Origin of the sequence: Saccharothrix sp., from assembly GCF_031180885.1 — a bacterium.
Taxonomy (GTDB): Bacteria; Actinomycetota; Actinomycetes; order Mycobacteriales; family Pseudonocardiaceae; genus Actinosynnema.
On record NZ_JAPSLK010000002.1, the window covers coordinates 43,781 to 62,134 of the forward strand.

15 protein-coding genes are annotated in these 18,354 nt (G+C 71.7%); 6 read left to right on the forward strand and 9 right to left on the reverse strand.

Annotated features, from left to right (window positions below):
• Positions 1-3 precede the first annotated feature (3 nt).
• Positions 4-879: an SDR family NAD(P)-dependent oxidoreductase gene (locus RIN75_RS04535; protein ID WP_309110482.1), complete on the reverse strand. Its 876-nt coding sequence runs from the start codon at positions 877-879 to the stop codon at positions 4-6.
• 80 nt (positions 880-959) lie between these two features.
• Between RIN75_RS04535 and RIN75_RS04540 the strand changes: the two genes are divergently transcribed.
• The 3 genes from RIN75_RS04540 to RIN75_RS04550 all read left to right on the forward strand — a co-directional run bounded on the left by RIN75_RS04540 (position 960) and on the right by RIN75_RS04550 (position 6,402).
• Positions 960-1,547, forward strand: coding sequence for a TetR family transcriptional regulator (locus RIN75_RS04540; protein WP_309110483.1), 588 nt, complete (start codon positions 960-962; stop codon positions 1,545-1,547).
• A 43-nt stretch (positions 1,548-1,590) separates the two neighbouring features.
• Positions 1,591-4,509 (forward strand): AAA family ATPase, encoded by a 2,919-nt coding sequence (locus tag RIN75_RS04545; protein WP_309110484.1) that lies wholly within the window; start codon positions 1,591-1,593, stop codon positions 4,507-4,509.
• Positions 4,510-5,424: 915 nt separating this feature from the next.
• Positions 5,425-6,402 (forward strand): 2OG-Fe(II) oxygenase family protein, encoded by a 978-nt coding sequence (locus RIN75_RS04550; protein ID WP_309110485.1) that lies wholly within the window; start codon positions 5,425-5,427, stop codon positions 6,400-6,402.
• A gap of 43 nt (positions 6,403-6,445) precedes the next feature.
• On the opposite strand, the gene RIN75_RS04555 is transcribed toward RIN75_RS04550, so the two are convergent.
• From RIN75_RS04555 to RIN75_RS04580, 6 genes are all read right to left on the reverse strand, one after another.
• Positions 6,446-7,288: an ABC transporter permease gene (locus RIN75_RS04555; RefSeq protein ID WP_375295907.1), complete on the reverse strand. Its 843-nt coding sequence runs from the start codon at positions 7,286-7,288 to the stop codon at positions 6,446-6,448.
• Positions 7,285-8,232, reverse strand: coding sequence for an ATP-binding cassette domain-containing protein (locus tag RIN75_RS04560; protein WP_309110486.1), 948 nt, complete (start codon positions 8,230-8,232; stop codon positions 7,285-7,287). The genes RIN75_RS04555 and RIN75_RS04560 overlap by 4 nt, the downstream gene beginning before the upstream one ends.
• A 14-nt stretch (positions 8,233-8,246) precedes the next feature.
• Positions 8,247-8,795 (reverse strand): NADPH-dependent FMN reductase, encoded by a 549-nt coding sequence (locus RIN75_RS04565; protein ID WP_309110487.1) that lies wholly within the window; start codon positions 8,793-8,795, stop codon positions 8,247-8,249.
• A gap of 117 nt (positions 8,796-8,912) precedes the next feature.
• Positions 8,913-9,776 carry an ATP phosphoribosyltransferase gene (gene hisG / locus RIN75_RS04570; RefSeq protein ID WP_309110488.1) on the reverse strand — a complete coding sequence of 288 codons (864 nt, stop codon included), beginning with the start codon at positions 9,774-9,776 and terminating at the stop codon, positions 8,913-8,915.
• 96 nt (positions 9,777-9,872) lie between these two features.
• Positions 9,873-11,000 (reverse strand): acyltransferase, encoded by a 1,128-nt coding sequence (locus tag RIN75_RS04575; protein ID WP_309110489.1) that lies wholly within the window; start codon positions 10,998-11,000, stop codon positions 9,873-9,875.
• Between the two features lie 40 nt (positions 11,001-11,040).
• Entirely contained in the window at positions 11,041-11,820 is a 780-nt protein-coding gene (locus RIN75_RS04580; RefSeq protein ID WP_309110490.1) for an alpha/beta fold hydrolase, read from the reverse strand.
• Between the two features lie 138 nt (positions 11,821-11,958).
• Here RIN75_RS04580 and RIN75_RS04585 point away from each other — a divergent pair, with 138 nt between their 5' ends.
• A complete protein-coding gene (locus tag RIN75_RS04585) occupies positions 11,959-13,233 on the forward strand; it encodes a hypothetical protein (protein ID WP_309110491.1) in 1,275 nt (424 codons plus the stop codon).
• A gap of 5 nt (positions 13,234-13,238) precedes the next feature.
• On the opposite strand, the gene RIN75_RS04590 is transcribed toward RIN75_RS04585, so the two are convergent.
• Positions 13,239-13,901: a response regulator transcription factor gene (locus RIN75_RS04590; protein ID WP_309110492.1), complete on the reverse strand. Its 663-nt coding sequence runs from the start codon at positions 13,899-13,901 to the stop codon at positions 13,239-13,241.
• A complete protein-coding gene (locus tag RIN75_RS04595; protein WP_309110493.1) occupies positions 13,898-15,154 on the reverse strand; it encodes a histidine kinase in 1,257 nt (418 codons plus the stop codon). The genes RIN75_RS04590 and RIN75_RS04595 overlap by 4 nt, the downstream gene beginning before the upstream one ends.
• 195 nt (positions 15,155-15,349) lie before the next feature.
• Between RIN75_RS04595 and RIN75_RS04600 the strand changes: the two genes are divergently transcribed.
• Positions 15,350-16,036, forward strand: a complete 687-nt coding sequence (locus RIN75_RS04600) for an ABC transporter ATP-binding protein (RefSeq protein WP_309110494.1) — start codon at positions 15,350-15,352, stop codon at positions 16,034-16,036.
• The gene (locus RIN75_RS04605; RefSeq protein WP_309110495.1) at positions 16,033-18,291 is read left to right on the forward strand and encodes an FtsX-like permease family protein; all 2,259 of its coding nucleotides are present in this window, start codon (positions 16,033-16,035) and stop codon (positions 18,289-18,291) included. Before RIN75_RS04600 ends, RIN75_RS04605 begins: the two co-directional genes overlap by 4 nt.
• Positions 18,292-18,354 lie beyond the last annotated feature (63 nt).

Consider the following 18,354-nt stretch of genomic DNA (forward strand, 5'->3'; position numbering starts at 1 on the left):
GGCTCAAGCCGAAGTGCCGACCTGGCAGAGGGTGTCGGCGGTGCGCCACAGGTCTTCCTCGCGCTCCACGTCGTAGGACTCGGCCGAGGACGGGATCACGCGGCCCTTGTCGATGTACGCGCCGCCCTCCGCGGGCCTGGGGCCGGTCATCGTCTCCGCCATGATCCGCCCGGCCCGGACCTGCCCCATGGCGATCGGGGTCAAGCGCAACACCTGCCCGATCGACGCGACCAGCGCCCTGCTGACCGGGTCGGCGTCGCGGACCAGACCCGTCCCCGGGACGAAGCCCGGGTTGTAGGTGTAGGCGTCCACGCCCGCCGGCAGCCGGCGTTGCAGCGCGTGCACCAGGTAGATCACCCCCAACTTGCTGGTGGCGTAAGCACGTCGGCCCTCCCGTGTGCCGCCCGGACGGGGAGCGGCCAGCTTCGTCACCTTGTCCCAACGGGGTGCCGGGATCGCGCCGAGCCCGTGCCGCCAGGTGCCGAAGTGGACGTCACTACCCACTACGACAATGCGTGAGCCGCTGACAAAGCGATCCATCAGCAGGTTGAGCATGAGGTGGTAGGCGAGCACGTTGACACCGAACGTCCGCTCGAAACCGTCAACAGTCGTGTCCGAAGTGGACGTTTGCTGCACTCCCGCGTTCCCCAGAAACCCGGTCAACGGCGGCAAGTCGAGACGCGAGAACTCAGCGCACGCCCGCCGGATGTCGGCGAACGACGTCAGGTCGCAGGGAATCACCGTCAGGTTCGGCCCGGTCAGCGGGACCTCACCGCGGGCGAACACGACCAGGTGGTCGTCGGGGCGGGAGCGCAGGAGGTGGGCGGCGGCGTGGCGGCCGAGGCCGCGGGTGGCGCCGGTCATCAGTGTGGTGCCCATGAGGCAGCTCCTGGTACGTAGTCCTAAGTGGTACTGAGTACCATAACGGACCAAGTCCCGGGAGCGCTATGCTGCCCGCCATGTCGATCCGACCCCCGCTGCGCCAGCGCAAGCGGCAGCGCGCCCGCGACCAGATCGTCGCGGCGGCCTTCGAGTTGTTCGCCGAGCGCGGGTTCGCCGAGGTCACGGTGGCCGACATCGCCGAGCGGGCGGAGGTCGGCCGGACCACGTTCTTCCGGTACTTCGGCGACAAGCAGGAGGTCGTCTTCTCCGAGGAGCAGACGCTCATGGACGACTGGGTGGCCCGGCACCGCGCGCTGCCGCCCGCCGAAACCCTCGACGACGCCCTCGCGCAGACCCGCGAGTTCACCGTCGCCCTGGTCCGGGAGATGACCGCCGACGCCGAGCACTTCCTCCAGCACGAACGCCTGCTCGCCGCCAACCCGGAGCTGAACGACCGCGCCATGCGCAAGTACCAGCGCCTGGTCGAGGCGATGAGCGACAACCTGCGCGCCAAGGGCACCCCCGAACCGGCCGCCACGCTCGTGCCCCAGCTCGCCCTGGCCTGCTACCGGACCGCCCGGCACGTCGCCGGCCCCGACCCGGCCGCCCTGCCCGCCGCGCTGGAGGACGCGTTCGAACAACTGATCGGCTTGTCGCGCCGATAACCGCCGTCCCGGACCACCCGGGTGGACTAGGTTCGTGCCTGTCATGCGACTCATCGGACGGGACCACCCCAGTGGCGTGCTGCGCGCGGAGGTCGAGCGCGCCGCGCACAGCCACGGCGGGCTGGTCCTGGTCGCGGGCGAGGCCGGGATCGGCAAGACCACGCTGGTCACCGGTGCCGCCGAGCAGGCCCGGAGGCAGGGCGCGCTGGTGCTCGCCGGGTCGTGCTGGGACTCCGACACCGCGCCCGGCTACTGGCCGTGGGTGCAGGTGGTCCGGGCGCTGCGCCGGGCCGCGCACGACGACGAGTGGCACCCCCGGCTGTCGGCGTTGCTGGGCGAAGGGACCTCCGAGCACACGCCGGAGAGCTTCCCGCTCTACGACGCGGTGGTCTCCGCGCTGGTCGCGGTGTCCCAGCGGCGGCCGGTCGTGGTGGTGCTGGAGGACCTGCACTGGGCCGACCCGGCGTCGTTGAAGCTGCTGGAGTTCGCCGCGCAGCACACGTGGTTCGAACGGGTCCTGCTCGTCGGCACCTACCGGGACGTCGAGGTCGAGGCCGACGGTCACCCGTTGCGCCCGCTGATGACGCCGCTGGTCAGCCGGGCCACCGCGGTCACCCTCACCGGGCTGTCGGCGGACGAGGTGGGCGAGCTGATGACCGCCACCGCGGGCCGCGCACCGGACGCCGACCTGGCAGCCGACGTGCACCAGCGCACCGGCGGCAACCCGTTCTACGTCGAGCAGACCGCGCGGCTGTGGCAGGGCGGCAACCCGGTCACCGCGATCGCGCCGGGCGTGCGGGACGCGTTGGAGCGCAGGCTTTCCCTGCTGCCGCGTCCGGTGGGTGGCCTGCTGACCGCCGCCGCCGTGCTGGGCCGCGAGTTCCACCGGCAGGTGCTGGCCGCGACCGCCGGCCTGCCCGTGCCGCACGCGGACCGCCTGCTCGACCAGGCCGCGCGGGCCCGGCTGGTGCGAGCGCTGGGCGGTGGCAAGTTCGCGTTCACGCACGACCTGGTCCGCGAAACCCTCTACGACTCGGTGGTGGACAAGGAAGTCCGGCACGCCGCTGTGCTCGACGCGGTCACCGGGGACCTGACCGCGCACGTGCTGCCCACCGACCTGGCCCGGCACGCCCACCTCGCGGGCGACCGGTTCCCCGTCGAACGCGCCGTCGAACTGATGGTGGCCGCCGCGCGCGACGCCAGCAGCCGGCTCGCCGTCGAGGAGGCCATCGGGCACTACCGACGCGCCCTGGACCGGGCCACCGACCCTCGGATGCGGATGACCCTGCAACTGAGCTTGGGCCAGGAGCTGTTCCACTGCGGTGCGCCGGACGACTCCGCACGGGCGTACGCCGCCGCTGTCGAACTGGCCCGCACCCTGGGCGACCCGGTCGCGCTGGCCCGGGTCGCGCTGACCCGCATCCGGTTCGCCGAAGCCGACGACGAGACGCGGGCGCTGCTGCGCGACGCCTACGCCGGGCTGATCGGCCCGCCGCCGGACGAGGCCGACGACGTGTTGGCGCGCGCGTTGAGCGTCAGGGTCGCCGACCTCGCCCGTTCCGGCCAGGACGACGACGCGCTCGCGGACGGCCTGTGGGCCGCGCACGACATCGCGTGGGGGCTGGGCACCGCGGCCAAGCGGCTGGCGCTGACCTCCGAGCTGACCGACGTCGCCCGCCGCACCGCCGACCACAGCGCCGAGGGCTACGCGGCGTCCCTGCGCTGGGTGGCGCTGCTGGAACTGGGCGACCCGCGCTACCGCGAGCAGTTGCAGACCTTCGTCGCCCAGACCGACCGGTGGGCGCTGCCGCGCTTCATGTTCGCCTCGGCGGTGGACCAGAGCATCATCGCCACCTTCCAGGGCCGGTTCACCGAGGCCGAGGCCCTGCTGGCCCGCGCGGAGAGCCAGGGCGTGTCGCACGAGAACAGCGGCTACTCGATGATGCACGTCCACCTGCGCTGGGCTCCGCTGGTGCTGCAAGGCCGGTTCGCCGAGGTGGACGAGCTGGACCTGAGCGGGCACCCCTACCCCGGGCTGTTGCGCGGGATCACCGCCGTGCAGCGCGGGGACCTGGCGGCAGCGCGCACCCACCTGGCCACGTACGACCCGGACGACCTGCGGTTCCAGCGGCTGTTCGAGCCGTTGTGGCAGCGGTTCCGGGCGCACTACGCCTATGCGTCGGGCGACCGGGCGCTGGCGGCGGAGATGCGCCGGCAGTTGGCGCCGCACCGGGGGCAGTGGCTGGTGGGCCTGTACGGCTGCGACATCTCCGGCCCGGTGGACCTGTGGCTGGGCCTGGTCGACCTGGCGCTGGGCCGGTGCGACGAGGCCGTGGCGGAGCTGACCGCCGCGTTGCAGTCAGCGGAGGCGATGCGGGCACGGCCGTGGGCGGACGAGGTGCGCCGGCACCTGGTGGCCGCCACCGGCGAGACTTCCACGCCGGCCAATGAGTTCCGTCGTGACGGAGACGTGTGGTCGTTGTCCTACAACGGTTCCACGGTCCGGATGCCGGACTCCAAGGGCCTGCGGGACTTGCACGTGCTGCTGGGCAACGCGGGTTCACCGGTCCCGGCGGTCCGCCTGCTGGACCCGGAGGCCGTGCCGTCCGCACGGCTGGGCGGTGACCCGGTGCTGGACGAGGAGGCCAAAGCCGCGTACCGCCGCAGGTTGGCCCACCTGGACGAGCAAATCGACCAAGCCCCCACCGACGCCCGCGCCGCCGAACTGGACCGAGAACGCGCCGCTTTGCTCGACGAACTGCGTGCCGCGGCGGGGTTGGCGGGCCGCACGCGCCGTTTGGGCGACGAGGCGGAGCGAGCCCGGAAAACTGTCACGGCGCGCATTCGGGACACGTTGCGCAAGCTCGCCGAACGGCATCCGGAGTTGGCGGCACACTTGCGGGAGCATGTTTCGACGGGCAGCACGTGCGCATACTCGGGCGCGGACCGCTTCCGGCTATAACCGGCACCCTGCAAGCCTCGCCGCGCAGCGGCTGCTTTTTCGCCGAAGGCGCTGCTTTTGCTCGGGCTGCCAAGCCACAGGAAGGGCCTCGGTTCGTCCCCCGTACGGCCTGGGCGCAGCCCAACCACGCTTTGGCCCTTTGTGCAACCACGCTTCACCGGTTGCGGAAAGGACCGAAGCGTGGTTGCCTCCGGCAGGTCGTGCGGGGGACGAACCGACGCCCTTCCACCCCCGGGGGCCTGCCGCGCGGCGAGCGCCGCTTTTGATCTTGAGAGCGCGCCAGCGCGTACGTCCTGAGAGCGCGCCAGCGCGTACGTCCTGAGAGCGCGCCAGCGCGTTCAAGAGCGCGAAGCGCGTTCGAGCGTGCGGAAGCGGAGCGCGTTGCGTCTACACGCGCGAAGCGTGGATTTGAGCGGGTAAGCGCAATTCCAAAGATTAAAAGAGCCTCGCCGGCGGGCGAGCCGCCAAGGATGACACAACTGCAAGAGCGGGGGCTTCTTGCTTGTGTCATCCCCGCATGACCCGGCAAAGCCGACCACAGATTTCCCGGGTGCCGCTGAAAACTTTTGCTCGTGCCTCGCAAAACTTTTCGGCTGCACCCGGGAAATCTGTGGTAGCCCTTCGGGCGGGCCATACGGGGATGACACAAGCAAGAAGCCCGGGTTGGGGTGTGTGCCCCGGCGGCACTGCCCGACGGCGCTGCGCGCCGAAGAACAGGCGCTGCGCGCCGAAGAGCGGGGCGCCACGCACCGAAGAGCGGGGCGCCACGCGCCGAAGAGCGGGGCGCAGCGCGCCGAAGAGCAGGACCGGTCGGTTGGTGCGGTGGGGTGCGCGAGTGCGGGTTGGAGATCCACAGCCTGCGTGTTACCGGGCAATTACCGAGCACTCCTTATATTCCTCCCAGGGAGGAATAACATGAGCGAAACAATGGTTGTCGACGATTTCGTGCCGGTCATCGACCTGTCGTCCCGCACCACCCCGGCCGGCCGGCGGCGGATCGCCGAGGCGATCGGGAAGGCGTGTCGGCGCTCGGGGTTCTTCACGATCGTCGGCCACGGTGTGTCGCAGGACCTGGTGGACCGGATGTACCGGGCCACCAACGGGTTCTTCACCCTGCCCGAGGACGAGAAGGACCGGTCGGCGAGTGTGGCCGGTGTGTCCGGGCTGCGTCGGTTCGGTGGCACCGGGGACACCCCGCCCGGCCTCTACGAAGCCTTCGCCGCGCACGTGACCGGTGACCTGCCCGAAGCCGAACGGGCCGCGCTCGGCGACTACCCGGCGACGTGGAAGGTGGCCAACGTCTGGCCCGACTCCCCCGCCGGCTTCAAGGACACCTGGCACGAGTACATGTCCGCCATGGCGGACCTGTCCGCCGACGTCATGCGCCTGTTCGCGCTCGCGCTGGACCTGCCGGAGGACTTCTTCGACGCCAAGTTCGACCGGCACGTGTCCCTGCTGCTGGCCAACTTCTACTACCCGCAACTCGCCGTGCCGCCGTCCGGCCAGATCCGGCGCGAGTCGCACACCGACTGGGGCACCCTGACCATCCTCTACCAGGAGGACGACCTGAGCGGCCTCCAGGTGCTCACCGACACCGGAGAGTGGCGCGACCTGCCCGCCATCCCGGGCAGCTTCGTGGTCAACATCGGGGACCTGATGGCGTTCTGGACCGGCGGCCGGTGGGCGTCGACCGTGCACCGGGTGGTCAACCCACGGCAGGGCGACACGGCGTCGCGGGTGTCGATCCCGTTCTTCCACCTGCCCAACCACGACACGTCGATCGAGCCGATCCAGCCGTTCCGGACCGGGGACGCCGAGTTCGAGCGGGTCACCGTGGGCGAGTGGTTCTCGCACAAGATGCGGCAGACCTTCGCCCCGAAACTGCCCGCCTGAAACCCCGAAGGGTGCCGGGCCACGCGGCCCGGCACCTCAAGGGTCACTTGCGGTTGTAGAGGCGCATGGTCCACGCGCCGAACACGATCGTGAACACCGTCGCGTACCCGGCCGTCCACATCATCGCGTCACCGTCGAACTGCCCCGCCATCAACGCCCGCACCGCCTCCACCAGCTTGGTGATCGGGTTGACGTTGACGAACGCCTGCAACCAGCCCGGCATGGTGGTCGGGCTGACGTAGACGTTGGACAGGAACGTCAGCGGGAACAGGAACAGCATGCTCACGCCCATCACGGACTTCTCGCTGCGCATCATCAGCCCGAACATCGTCCACACCCACGAGAACGCGAACGAGAACCCGATCAGCACGGCGATCCCGAGCAGCACGCCGACGAACCCGCCGCCCGGCCGGAAGCCCAGCACCAGGCCGACGACCAGGATCACCGCCGAGGCCAGGGCGTAGCGCAGCAGGTCGCCCAGGATGTAGCCGACCATCGGCGCGGGCCGCCAGATCGGCAGCGTGCGGAAGCGGTCGAACACGCCCTTGCCGATGTCGGTGTTCACCGCGACACCCGTGTACATGGTGATCATCACGACGCTCGTCACCGTGATGCCGGGCAGCAGGTACTGGAGGTACTCCCCCGGTGACCCGGCCAGCGCCCCGCCGAACAGGTACGTGAACATCAGGATCATCATCACCGGGAACGCGGTGACGTCGAACAGCTGCTCCGGCACGTGCTTGATCTTCAGCACCGCCCGCCAGCCGAAGGTCAGCGACGCGGACAGCGCACTCGGCCTTCGCGGCGTGCTCGACTCCAGCAGCAGTTCGGCCAGGTCCTCCGGCCGGGGCGCGGTCAGGGCATCGGGCTCCTTGGTGACGGTCACGCCGCCGCCTCCTTCCGGTCGGTCAGGGCCAGGAACACCTCGTCGAGGCTGGGCTGGCCGAGGGAGAAGTCGTCCACCGTGATGCCCTCGCGGGCGAGCTGGGCCAGCGCCTCGGCGGCCTGCTCGGTGGCCCGGCCGGACAGCCGGGCGGTCAGCGCGACCGGGTCGGCGTCCAGCAGCACGTCCGCGTCCAGCACGCGGGACAGCAGCGCCTGAGCGGTGGTCCGCTGGTCGGCGTCGCGCAGCCGCAGGTGCACCGCGCCCACGCCCACGGACGCCTTCAGCTCGCCCTTGGTGCCCTCGGCGATGACCTTGCCGTGGTCGATGACGGCGATCCGCGAGGCGAGCTGGTCGGCTTCGTCGAGGTACTGGGTGGTCAGCAGGACGGTCGTGCCGTGCTGGACGACCGCCCGGACGATGTCCCACACCTGGTTGCGGCTGCGCGGGTCCAGGCCCGTGGTGGGCTCGTCCAGGAACAGCAGCTTCGGGGTGTTGAGGATGCTGGCGGCGATGTCCAGCCGCCGCCGCATGCCGCCCGAGTAGTGCTTGACCTGCTTGCCGGCGGCCTCGGTGAGCCCGAACGCGGCCAGCAGCTGGGCGGCGCGGTCCTTGGCGTGCCGGCGGGAGTGGCCCAGCAGGCGGCTGAGCAGGAGCAGGTTCTCGGTGCCGGTGAGGTCCTCGTCCACCGAGGCGTACTGGCCGGTCAGGCTGACCAGGCTGCGGACCTTGTCGGGGTCCGCGCGCACGTCGTGGCCGAAGATCCTGGCTTGTCCGTCGTCGGGCCGCAGCAGGGTGGCCAGCATCCGGACGGTGGTGGTCTTGCCGGCGCCGTTGGGGCCGAGCAGGCCGTACACGGTCCCGGCGGGCACGGTGAGGTCGACGCCGTCCACCGCGCGGGTGTCGCCGAAGACCTTCACCAGTCCCGCTGTCTCGATCGCGTTCACTTGGTGTCCCTTCCTCACTTGACGTAGGGCCGCAGGCCACGGGCCTCCCGCAGGGCGACCGCCCACCAGACGAGCTGGTCGAGCATCGCCACCGCGGCCAGCCTGCGGTCCTCCGTGTCCAGCGGGTCGGCGTCGCACAGGTCGACGCCGACGGTGTTGCGCACTGTCATGACGTGCAGCTCGGTGAAAACTGTTCGCAGCTGCTCCACGGCGTGCAGGCCGGCCGACCGGTAGCCGTAGGAGACGAACCCGGCGGGCTTGGCGTGCCACTCGTCGTAGGCGAAGTCGATCGCCTGCTTGAGGGAAGCGGGGAAGCTGCGGTTGTACTCGGGCGTGACGACCACGAACCCGTCCGCCCGGCCGACGTGCCCGGCGAACCGCCGCACTTCCGCGGTCGGCTGGCGCGGGTAGTGCGCGGGGAAGTCGAAGTCGACGAGGTCCACCACGTCCACCTCGCACTCGGCCCGAGCCGCGGCGACGTCCGCGATCCACCGGCCGAACGCGTTCCCGACGCGCCCTTCCCGGGTGCTCCCCACGATCACGGCCAGCCGCACCGGTCGCATCCGCCACCTCCTCTCGACCAGGAGGCGCTAGATCGGGTGCGAGACGGGATCTAGCGGTGCCGCCGGCACGAAAAAGGCCCCGCGCTGGGTGCGCGGGGCCTTCGGGTGGTCAGCGGGTCAGATCCGGCAGGTGTCCAGGGAGCTGACGAGGATGGCGCGCGCGCCGACCTGCCAGAGCTGGTCCATGATGAACGGCGCGTCGTCGCGCGGCACCAGCGACCGGACGGCCACCCAGCCCTCGCGGGCCAGCGGGGACACCGTCGGCGACTCGATGCCGGGCACCAGCTTGAACGCCTCTTCCTGCGCCGACACCGGGCAGTCGAAGTCCAGGATCACGTACCGCCGGGCGATGAGCACGCCCTGGAGCCGCCGGTGCAGGATCTCCACCGAGTGGACCGCGCCCGGCGTCTCGGCCACGGTGTCGCCCTGGATCAGCACGGCTTCCGACTTCAGGATCGGCTTGCCGAAGGTCTCCAGGCCGGAGGTCTTCAGCGTGATGCCGGTCTCGACGACGTCCGCGATGGCGTCGGCCACACCCAGTTCGACGGCCGTCTCGACGGCGCCGTCCAGGCGCACCAGCTTGGCCTTGATGCCCTGCTCGGACAGGTACTCCTCGACCAGGTTCGGGTAGCTGGTGGCGATCCGCCGGCCCTCCAGACCCGCCTGGTCGCTGATGCCGCCGGGCTTGGAGGCGAAGTAGAACGACGCCTTGCCGAAGCCCAGGGGCAGGATCTCCTTGGCCGACACGGACGAGTCCAGCAGCAGGTCCCGGCCGGTGATGCCGACGTCGAGGGAGCCCTCGCCGACGTAGACGGCGATGTCGCGCGGGCGCAGGAAAAAGAACTGCACATCATTCGCCGGATCGGCCACGATCAGCTCGCGCCCCGACCGATGGACCCGGTACCCCGCCTCGGCCAGCATTTGCGCCGCGGGAGCACTCAGGGAGCCCTTGTTGGGCAGGGCGAAGCGAAGAGGAGCCATGGCGGGCAGTCTCCCACACCGGCCGACGCGCTCTGACCTGGGGCCGGGCCTCCCACGGAATGGGAAGTGAATGGCATTCGAACCATTCGGGAATGGTCAGAAAATACGACCCAATCGCGTGTGCGCGGTCACCACTCGGCCCAACGCGAACGACACCGCGATGGCCGCCCCGGCGACCACGAACGCCTTCACCTCGGCGGGCAGCGGCAACGGCCGCGCGGCCACGGCGAGCAGGACCAGCACCGGTCCCTGCACCACGAACGCCACGAACGCCGACCGGGCCAGGGCGCGGGCGAGTGCGCCGCCACCGGTCAGCCGGCGCTGCGCCAACCCCAGCAACCACACCGAACCGCCGACCACCAGCACCGACTCGACCACCGCGAGCAGCAGCGCCTCCCACCGCCACCCGCCCAGGAACGGCCCGGACTGCCCGGACAGGTCCGACACCCCGGCCGCCACCGCGACCACCGGCACGGACGCGAGCGCGGCGTACGCCACCACCCGGCTCGTCCGCCACATCCGCTCCGGCACCCGCTCCGCGAGCCCCGACCGCGCCCCGGCGATGCCCAGCCCGAACAGCGCGACCAACTGCGGCCACCACCAGACGTGCAGGTCCCCCACCTGACCGCTGCGCGCGGGCACCCACAGCCGCACCGCGAACGTGGTCACCGCGACCCCGGCGGTCAACGCCGCCAGGTGCCCGGTGGTGATCGTCAGCGGCGTCTCCGAGGGCCGCCCGACCACCGCGTAGACCAGCGAGAACAGCAGCAGGATCGCCACGAACCACAGCGACCCGGAGTCCAGCAGCGGGTCCCGGTGGGTGAAGACCCACCACGGCGACACGTCGTGCCCGGCCGCCCGGTAGGCCACCCACAACGACAGCGGCCACACCACCAGCGCCGACAGCACCCACGGCACGCCCAGGCGCAACAGCCGTTCCCGGACGAACCGGCTCCGCCCCTTGCGGGCCAGCGAGCCGGGCGTGAACAGCCCGGACAGCAGGTAGAAGGTGCCCATCAGGAACAGTCCCGACGGTCCGAGGACCGCCGCCAGCACGGTTTCCACGCGGGGCGCGAACGTGACCTCGTTGACCTCGTCGTAGGGCCACCCGCCCACGGCGGAGTACCCGAGCAGCGCGTGCCCGCCGATCACCCAGGCGACGAGCACCACCTTCAGGTTGTCCACCGCGGCCAGTCGCGACCGCTGTTCCACCTGCGCGGTCATCCCCCCACGGTAGCGCCGGGGACGTCGCCGGCGTCAGTGCTCAAGCGAGTGCTGTGATGGCCTCGACCAGTTCCGGACCGTCGAGCAGGACCGGGTCGTTGTGGTCGGCGCCGGGCACCTCCACGGTCCGGGCGTGGGCGGCCTCGGCCACGGCGCGGCTCTGCTCCGGCGGCACGATCGTGTCCGCGCTGCCGTAGACGACGGTGACCGGCGCGGTGGTGCGCGTGACGTGCTCCCGGGTCGGGAAGCGGTCCAGCAGGAGCCACCGCACCGGCAGGTACGGGTAGTGCACGCGGCCCACGTCGGCCAGCGCGGTGAACGGCGAGCGCAGCACGAGGCCGGCGGGCGGGTCCTCGGTCGCCAGTTCCGCGACCACCGCCGAGCCCAGGCTCTCGCCGAAGTACACGACCCGGCCGGTGAGGTGGGCGCGGGCGGCGCGGATGTCGCGGGCCAGGCCCTCCTCGGTGGGCGCGCCCGGGTTGCCGCCGTAGCCCCGGTAGTCCACCAGGAGCACGGACAGGCCGCGCGCGGTCAGGGCGCGGGCCAGCGGGACGCGCAAAGCCCGGTTGCCCGCGTTGCCCGGCGCGACCAGCACGGTGGCCCGGGCGTCGGCGACCGGGAAGTGCCACGCGGTCAGCTCCAGGCCGTCGGAGGTGGTCAGGGTGACGTCCCGGCCGCCGGGCAGGACGTCGCCGGCGGACGGCAGCGGCCCGCCGGTCGGCAGGTAGACGAGCTTGCGCTGGAACGCGAACAGACCGCCGAGCACCACGGCCACGATGGTGACAACCACCGCGGACCGGATCAACACCCGCCTGCGCACCCGTCCATGATGGGCCGGCCCCGCGTTCCGGCCCGCACAAAAACCATTCGGCCGCGATTGATGGTGAATTCCCCGGAACCCGCCCCGATCCGTTCACCTCGCCCCACTAACCTGTTTCGCCGAATGGCGGTGAGTGCGGTGGACAGAACCGACGCGTTCCTGAACGGAATCGCTCGCGCGATCGACGCGGACGAGCGCGCCGCCGTGTCCGCTGCCCGGGTGGAGCCGCCGTACCCGTTCCGGTTGGGGCCGGACGGCAGGTTCGTGGTGACCGGTGCGCACGTGCCCGACGTGGGTGCGGTGGTGCGGTTGGGCGGTGTGCGCGGCCGGGTGACGCGGGTGGACGTGCGGACGGTGGCGGTCGGCTTCGAACGCCCCGTGAACCCGCCGCTCGCGGGTGTGCTGGAGCCGGGCGTTCGTTCCTTCGCGCCCCAGCGGGCGGCGTTGACCGCGTTGGGTTCGCACCCGTTGCTCGGGCCGCTGGCGGAGGGTCGGGTGGCGGCGTTCAGCCCGGCGGCGGACGTTGACGCGGGCCTCGACCCGGATCAGCTCGACGCGTTCCGCCGGGCGCTGGCCGTGCCGGACCTGCTGGTGGTGCTCGGTGGGCCGGGGAGCGGCAAGACCCGGTTGGCCGAGGCGCTGACCGCCCGCGGGGTGTCCACTGTGGACGATGCGGATCGGTTGAGCCTGCCGGACCTGGTGGTGCGGCTGGTGCGCGTTGAGCGGGCGGTGCTGCTGGGTGACGCCGCCGGGGGGCTCGCGGTTGTGGCCGCGCGGCTGCCGGAGTGCAACGTCGTGCGGCTGACCCGGCGGCGGGCGGTGCCGGCGGAGATCGCCGAGTTCTGCGCGCGCCTGGCCGGCCGTCACGTCAACCGGGCCGGCCCGCACGTGCACCGCGACGCCGTGTTCGCCGGTCCGCTGGCTTTCGTCGACACCTCCGGCCTGCCCGCGCGGCGGCGTCGGGAACGTCCGGCGAGGCAGCGCGACCGCGGCCGGCCGGGCTTCTACAACCCGGTCGAGGCGAACCTGCTGGCCCGGCTCGCCGCGCACTACGAGGCCGCCGGCCGCGACTGGGCCGTGGTCGTCCCGTACGCCGCGCAGGCCGCGGAGGTGACGGCGCGGATCGTGGCGATCGTGGGCGGGGAGGTTCCGGTCCGGCGCAACGTGGGGGCGGAGGACTTCCGGGGCGGTGACCGGCAGGTGGTGCTCTACGGCTTCACGCGCGACCGGGCGGACCTGCGGCGGACGGGCGCGGCGCTGGCGTCCACCCGGGCCGGCGAGCAGTTGGTGCTGGTCGGCGACCTGCCCGCACTGGCCCGCGACTCCCCGGTGCTGACCCTGCCCGAGGCACGCGGCCACGACGAGGTCCTCGCCTCGCTCGCCGCTCTGGACCCGCCGCCTGGTCTGTCTTAGGCCGTTCAGGAGTCGCCAGGCGCGACCAGGCCAGTCTCGTAGGCCGCGATCACCGCCTGCACCCGGTCCCGGAGCCCCAGCTTGGCCAGGATGCGGGCGATGTGGGTCTTCACCGTCGCCTCGGACAGGTGCAGCCGTCCCGCCAGTTCCGCGTTGCTCAACCCGCGCGCCAGCATCCGCAGCACCTCCAACTCGCGCGGGGTGAGCGCGGCCAGGTCCCGGTGCACCGCCGCCGCGTCGGTGTCCCGGTGGGCGAACCGCTCCACCAGCCGGCGGGTGATGGTCGGGGCGAGCAGGGCGTCCCCGGTGCGGACCAGGCGCACCGCGGCCACCAGCTGCTCGGGCGTGACGTCCTTGAGCAGGAACCCGCTCGCCCCGGCGGCCAGCGCCGCGTACACGTAGTGGTCCAGGTCGAACGTGGTCAGCATGACCACGCGCGGCTCGTCGGGCCGGCCGGTGAGGATGCGGCGGGTGGCCTCCAGGCCGTCCAGCTCGGGCATCCGGATGTCCATCAGGACCACGTCCGGCTTGGTCCGCCGGACCGCCTCCACCGCCTGCGCCCCGTCCGCCGCCTCGGCCACCACGTCGATGCCGTCGGCGGACAGGATCATGGTGAACCCGGTGCGGACCAGGACCTGGTCGTCGGCGACCACGACCCGCAGCGTCACGTCCCCTCCAGCGGGATCAGGGCGCGCACCCGGTAGCCGCCGGTCGGGCACGGGCCGGTGTGCAGGGTGCCGCCGTAGACCGAGAGCCGTTCGCGCAGCCCGATCAGGCCGCGCCCGCTGCCGGCGGTCCCGGTGGGCTTGCCGCCGGTGTCGGCGACCTCGACGGACAGGTGCTCGGGCGTGTACTCGACGGTGACGGTCGCCGTCGCGCCGGAGGCGTGCTTCACGGTGTTGGTCAGCGCTTCCTGAACCACCCGGTAGGCGGCGAGGCCGACGCCGGAGGGCACCGGCCGGGGCACGCCCTCGACGGTCAGGCCGACCGGCATGCCCGCGCCGCGCATCCGTCCCACCAGGTCGTCCAGGCGGTCGATGCCGGGCTGCGGGGCCAGGTCGTCGGCGTGCGGGCCGTCCGGGGTGAGCAGGCCCATGACGTGCCGCAGCTCGGCCATCGCGGAGCGGCCCGCCGCCTCGACCGCGAGCAGCGCGTCCCGGGCCTGGTCGGGCGCGGAGCCCATGACCTTGCGGGCCGCGCCGGTCTGGATGACCATCACGCTCACGTTGTGCGTCACCACGTCGTGCAGCTCGCGGGCGATGCGGGCGCGTTCCTGCTCGACGGCCCGGCGCAGGGCGTCCCGCTGCTCGCGTTCCATGACCGAGAGCCGGGTTCTTCGCTCGTCGGCGCGCAGTTTCCAGGTGCGCAGGCCGTTGGCGGCGACCACCAGCGGCACGACCACCAGCAGCGGCACGTACTGGTCGGGCACGGTCGGCAGCACCGGGTGCTCGGGCAGCCACACCGCGAGCACCGCCGGCGGGAGCGAGGCCATGGTCGCCACCCGGTACGGGCTGTACGCGGCGGCGGTGTAGGCGGCGATCACGACCGCGTAGAACGTCAGCCGCGGCGCGTCCGGCACCAGCAATCCCACGCCGAGGACCACCCACAGCACGGCCAGCGGGTAGCGGCGGCGGACCACCAGCGCCAACGAGGCGACCAGCGCCACCACCACCGCGCCGAACTCGGCACCCTCGTACGCCGACTCCGGCTCGCCCACCAGGGACCCCGGCACCGGCGGCACGGGCGGGAACAGCCCGACCGGCGCGTCGAAGGCGGCGATGTTCACCGCGAAGTCCAACGCGGCCACGCACAGCACCAGCGCCACCAGCGCGTCGAAGACCAGGCTGCGCCGGCCGGGCCGCGGCAGCGGTCCGCTCGGGCGCGCCACCAGGGCCGCCCACGCGCGCAGTCGGTCGATCATCGGCCCATTCTGTCCGACCGGGACCGCCACGACACCCCTCCGGAGGTCTCCCCGCCGTAAGACGCTCGACTACGTCGAACGGATGACACCGCGTCGAGTACACCCGACGCGGTACCGGAAATGCCTCCGCCGACCGACGCACCCGCTCCCACCTCAGCCCTAGCGTCCCCGGGGTTCCGACCTGTGAGGAGAGCGATGTCCACACCCCTGATCGAGCTGCACGCCGTCACCCGCCGGTACGAGAACGGCCCGCCCGCGCTGCGGGACGTGTCGCTGACCGTGCGGGAGGGGGAGGCGGTGGCCGTCCTCGGGCCGTCGGGCAGCGGGAAGTCGACCCTGCTGAACCTGGTCGCGGGCCTGGACCGGCCGGACGAGGGCACGGTGACGGTGGCCGGCACGCGGGTCGACGGCCTGGGCGAGGCGGGCGCGGCGCGGTACCGGCGGACGAAGGTCGGGATGGTGTTCCAGTTCTTCAACCTGCTGGACGACCTGACCGTGCTGGAGAACGTGGTCCTGCCGGCGCGGTTGGCCGGGATGCGCCGGGCCGCGGCCAGGCGGCGGGCTCACGAGTTGCTGGAGCACCTGGGAATCGCCCGGCACTCCGCCGCCCACCCGGCGCGGCTGTCCGGCGGGGAGCGGCAGCGGGTGGCGGTGGCGCGGGCGCTGATGAACCGGCCGCCGCTGCTGCTGGCCGACGAGCCGACCGGTGCTCTGGACAGCGCGTCCGGTGCGGATGTCGCGGATCTGTTGATGGAGCTGAACGGCGAGGGCCAGACCGTGGTGGTGGTGACGCATGACTTGGAGTTGGCGCGCCGGTGCACCAGCCGGACCGTGCGGTTGGTGGATGGTCGGGTGGCTATGGACGAGGTGACGGTCCGGTGAGCGGTCTGTTGAGCCTGGTTCGTTCCGGGGTGACCCGACGGCGCGTGCAATCGGCGGTCATCGGCTTGGCCACGACGATGTCGGTCACCGCGGCTTTGCTGGGCGGGTCGCTGCTGGTCGTGTCGTCCGCGCCGTTCGAGGACGCGTTCTCGGCGCAGTCCGGCGCACACCTGTCCGCCGAGTTCACCGCGACCGCTCAGGACGTCGCGGCGACGGCTTCGGCGGCATCGGCGGTTTCGGCTTCTGTCGGCCCGTTCCCCACCGCGTCGACCGCCGTCCGCGCCAACGGCATCGACCTACCCCCGGTCACCGTCGTGGGCCGCGCCGACCCCGCCGGCCCCGTCGACCGGCTGACCCTCGTGGCGGGCGAGTGGGCGGACGGGCCTGGTGAGATCGTCCTCGCCGCCTCGTTCCCCATGACCCCCACCCTCGGCCACCGGATAACGCTTTCCGGCCTACCCGGCGCACCGTCGGTGAAGGTCGTCGGCATCGCCCGCTCCGTCACCCGCACCGCCGAAGCCTGGGTACCGCCAGCGACCATCACCGCCCCACAGGGCCACCAGATGCTGTACCGCCTGACCGCACCGCTGGAGGTGGAAAGCGCTCTCTCGGCAGTGACGGCCCTGGTGCCATCCGGCACGGTCGCCGGGTCGCGGTCGTGGCTGACGGCTAAGCAGGAGGCGGTGCGGGAAAGCGCTCTCTTCGTGCCGTTCCTGGTGGCGTTCGGGGTGCTGGGTTTGGTGATGTCGGTGCTGGTGGTCGGAAATGTCGTGGCAGGCGCGGTCGGGTCCGGCGTGCGGCGGATCGGGGTCCTGAAGGCGTTGGGCTGCACGCCCAGCCAGGTGGTGTGGACTTACGTGGGCCAGGCGTTGATCCCAGCGTCCTTCGGCGTCACTGTCGGCCTGATCACCGGCAATCTCCTGGCCATCCCCGTCCTGGGCCAAACGGAAGAGGTCTACGACACGACCCTGACCGCCCCTCTGTGGGTCAACGCCGCAGTAGGCTTCGGTGCGCTGACTGTAGTGACCTTGACCGCGTGGGTAAGCGCTCTCCGAGCCGGCCGCCTGCGCACCGTGGACGCTCTGGCAGTCGGCCGCCCGGGTGGCACACGAGGCCGATTCGCCATCCGTTGGTTCAGCGCCCTGCCCGTGCCCATCGCCCTTGGCCTGGCACGTCCCTTTGCACGTCCCGCACGCACTTTCGGCATGGCCGCTTCCGTCGTGTTCGGCACCGCCACCGTGACGTTCGCCGTAGGTTTGGGGATGTCTCTGGGCGTCATCCAAGAGGCCCGCGACTACAACACATCGGACGTCACCGTAGGCGCAGAAGGCCCACCCCACCTTTCCCAACTCGACCCCAACACCGTAACGTCAACCCTGGCCGCCCACCCCGACACCGACCGCTACTTCGGCTTGGCCCGCACCGAGATGACCGTCCCCGGCATGGCGGGCTTCGCCCAGATCTACGCGTACACCGGGGACGCGGGCTGGGCTGGCCACCCCATGATCGCCGGACGCTGGTACTCCAGCCCCGGCGAAGCCGTGGTCCCCACCGCCTTCCTCACCGCGACCAGCAGCCGCATCGGCGACACCGTCACCCTCCAGCACAAGGGGAAAGCGTTCTCCATCCAGATCGTGGGCGAACTCTTCGACACCAGACACGACGGCCTGGCCGCATACGTGGACGCCGCAACGTTCCCGGACCTACCCCCGGACACCTTCTTCATCGACACCAAGCCCAACACCAACATCCAGTCCTATGTGGACTCCTTGAACAACACCCTGACCTCAACCACCGCCCGCCCAACAGATCCCGGCCAGACAAGCGACACCATCGTGGTGATCGGCGCCCTGACCGCCCTGCTGACGTTGATGCTGGTAGCGGTATCGGGCCTGGGCGTCCTCAACACCGTCCTGCTGGACACCCGGGACCGGGTACGTGACTTGGGCATCCACAAGTCGCTGGGCATGACCCCAAAGCAGGTCATCGCCCTGGTGGTGTCTTCGGTAGCCGCTGTCGGCCTGGTAGCCGGTGCCCTAGGCGTCCCTCTGGGCACAACCCTCCATGCCCAAATCCTCCCCGCCATGGGCCAGGCCGCCGGAACCAACCTGCCCACCACAGCCTTCACCGTCTACTCCCCCGCACTGCTGGCCGCCCTGGTAATCAGCGGCACAACAATCGCCACCTTGTCCGCCCTCCCCCCAACCACCCAAACCGCCCACACCCCCACATCCACCGCCCTACGCACCGAGTAACCCCATCGCGTGCGGACCGGCCGAACCTGCGCCGGCTTGGCGCGGTCGGCCTAGCGTGGGTCG

What these genes read in the sequence shown, in the direction of transcription:
- RIN75_RS04535 (WP_309110482.1), bottom strand. Translation starts at nt 879, where the DNA reads ATGGGCACCACACTGATGACCGGCGCCACCCGCGGCCTCGGCCGCCAC.
- RIN75_RS04540 (WP_309110483.1), top strand. Translation starts at nt 960, where the DNA reads ATGTCGATCCGACCCCCGCTGCGCCAGCGCAAGCGGCAGCGCGCCCGC.
- RIN75_RS04545 (WP_309110484.1), top strand. Translation starts at nt 1,591, where the DNA reads ATGCGACTCATCGGACGGGACCACCCCAGTGGCGTGCTGCGCGCGGAG.
- RIN75_RS04550 (WP_309110485.1), top strand. Translation starts at nt 5,425, where the DNA reads ATGAGCGAAACAATGGTTGTCGACGATTTCGTGCCGGTCATCGACCTG.
- RIN75_RS04565 (WP_309110487.1), bottom strand. Translation starts at nt 8,795, where the DNA reads ATGCGACCGGTGCGGCTGGCCGTGATCGTGGGGAGCACCCGGGAAGGG.
- hisG (WP_309110488.1), bottom strand. Translation starts at nt 9,776, where the DNA reads ATGGCTCCTCTTCGCTTCGCCCTGCCCAACAAGGGCTCCCTGAGTGCT.
- RIN75_RS04575 (WP_309110489.1), bottom strand. Translation starts at nt 11,000, where the DNA reads ATGACCGCGCAGGTGGAACAGCGGTCGCGACTGGCCGCGGTGGACAAC.
- RIN75_RS04595 (WP_309110493.1), bottom strand. Translation starts at nt 15,154, where the DNA reads ATGATCGACCGACTGCGCGCGTGGGCGGCCCTGGTGGCGCGCCCGAGC.
- RIN75_RS04600 (WP_309110494.1), top strand. Translation starts at nt 15,350, where the DNA reads ATGTCCACACCCCTGATCGAGCTGCACGCCGTCACCCGCCGGTACGAG.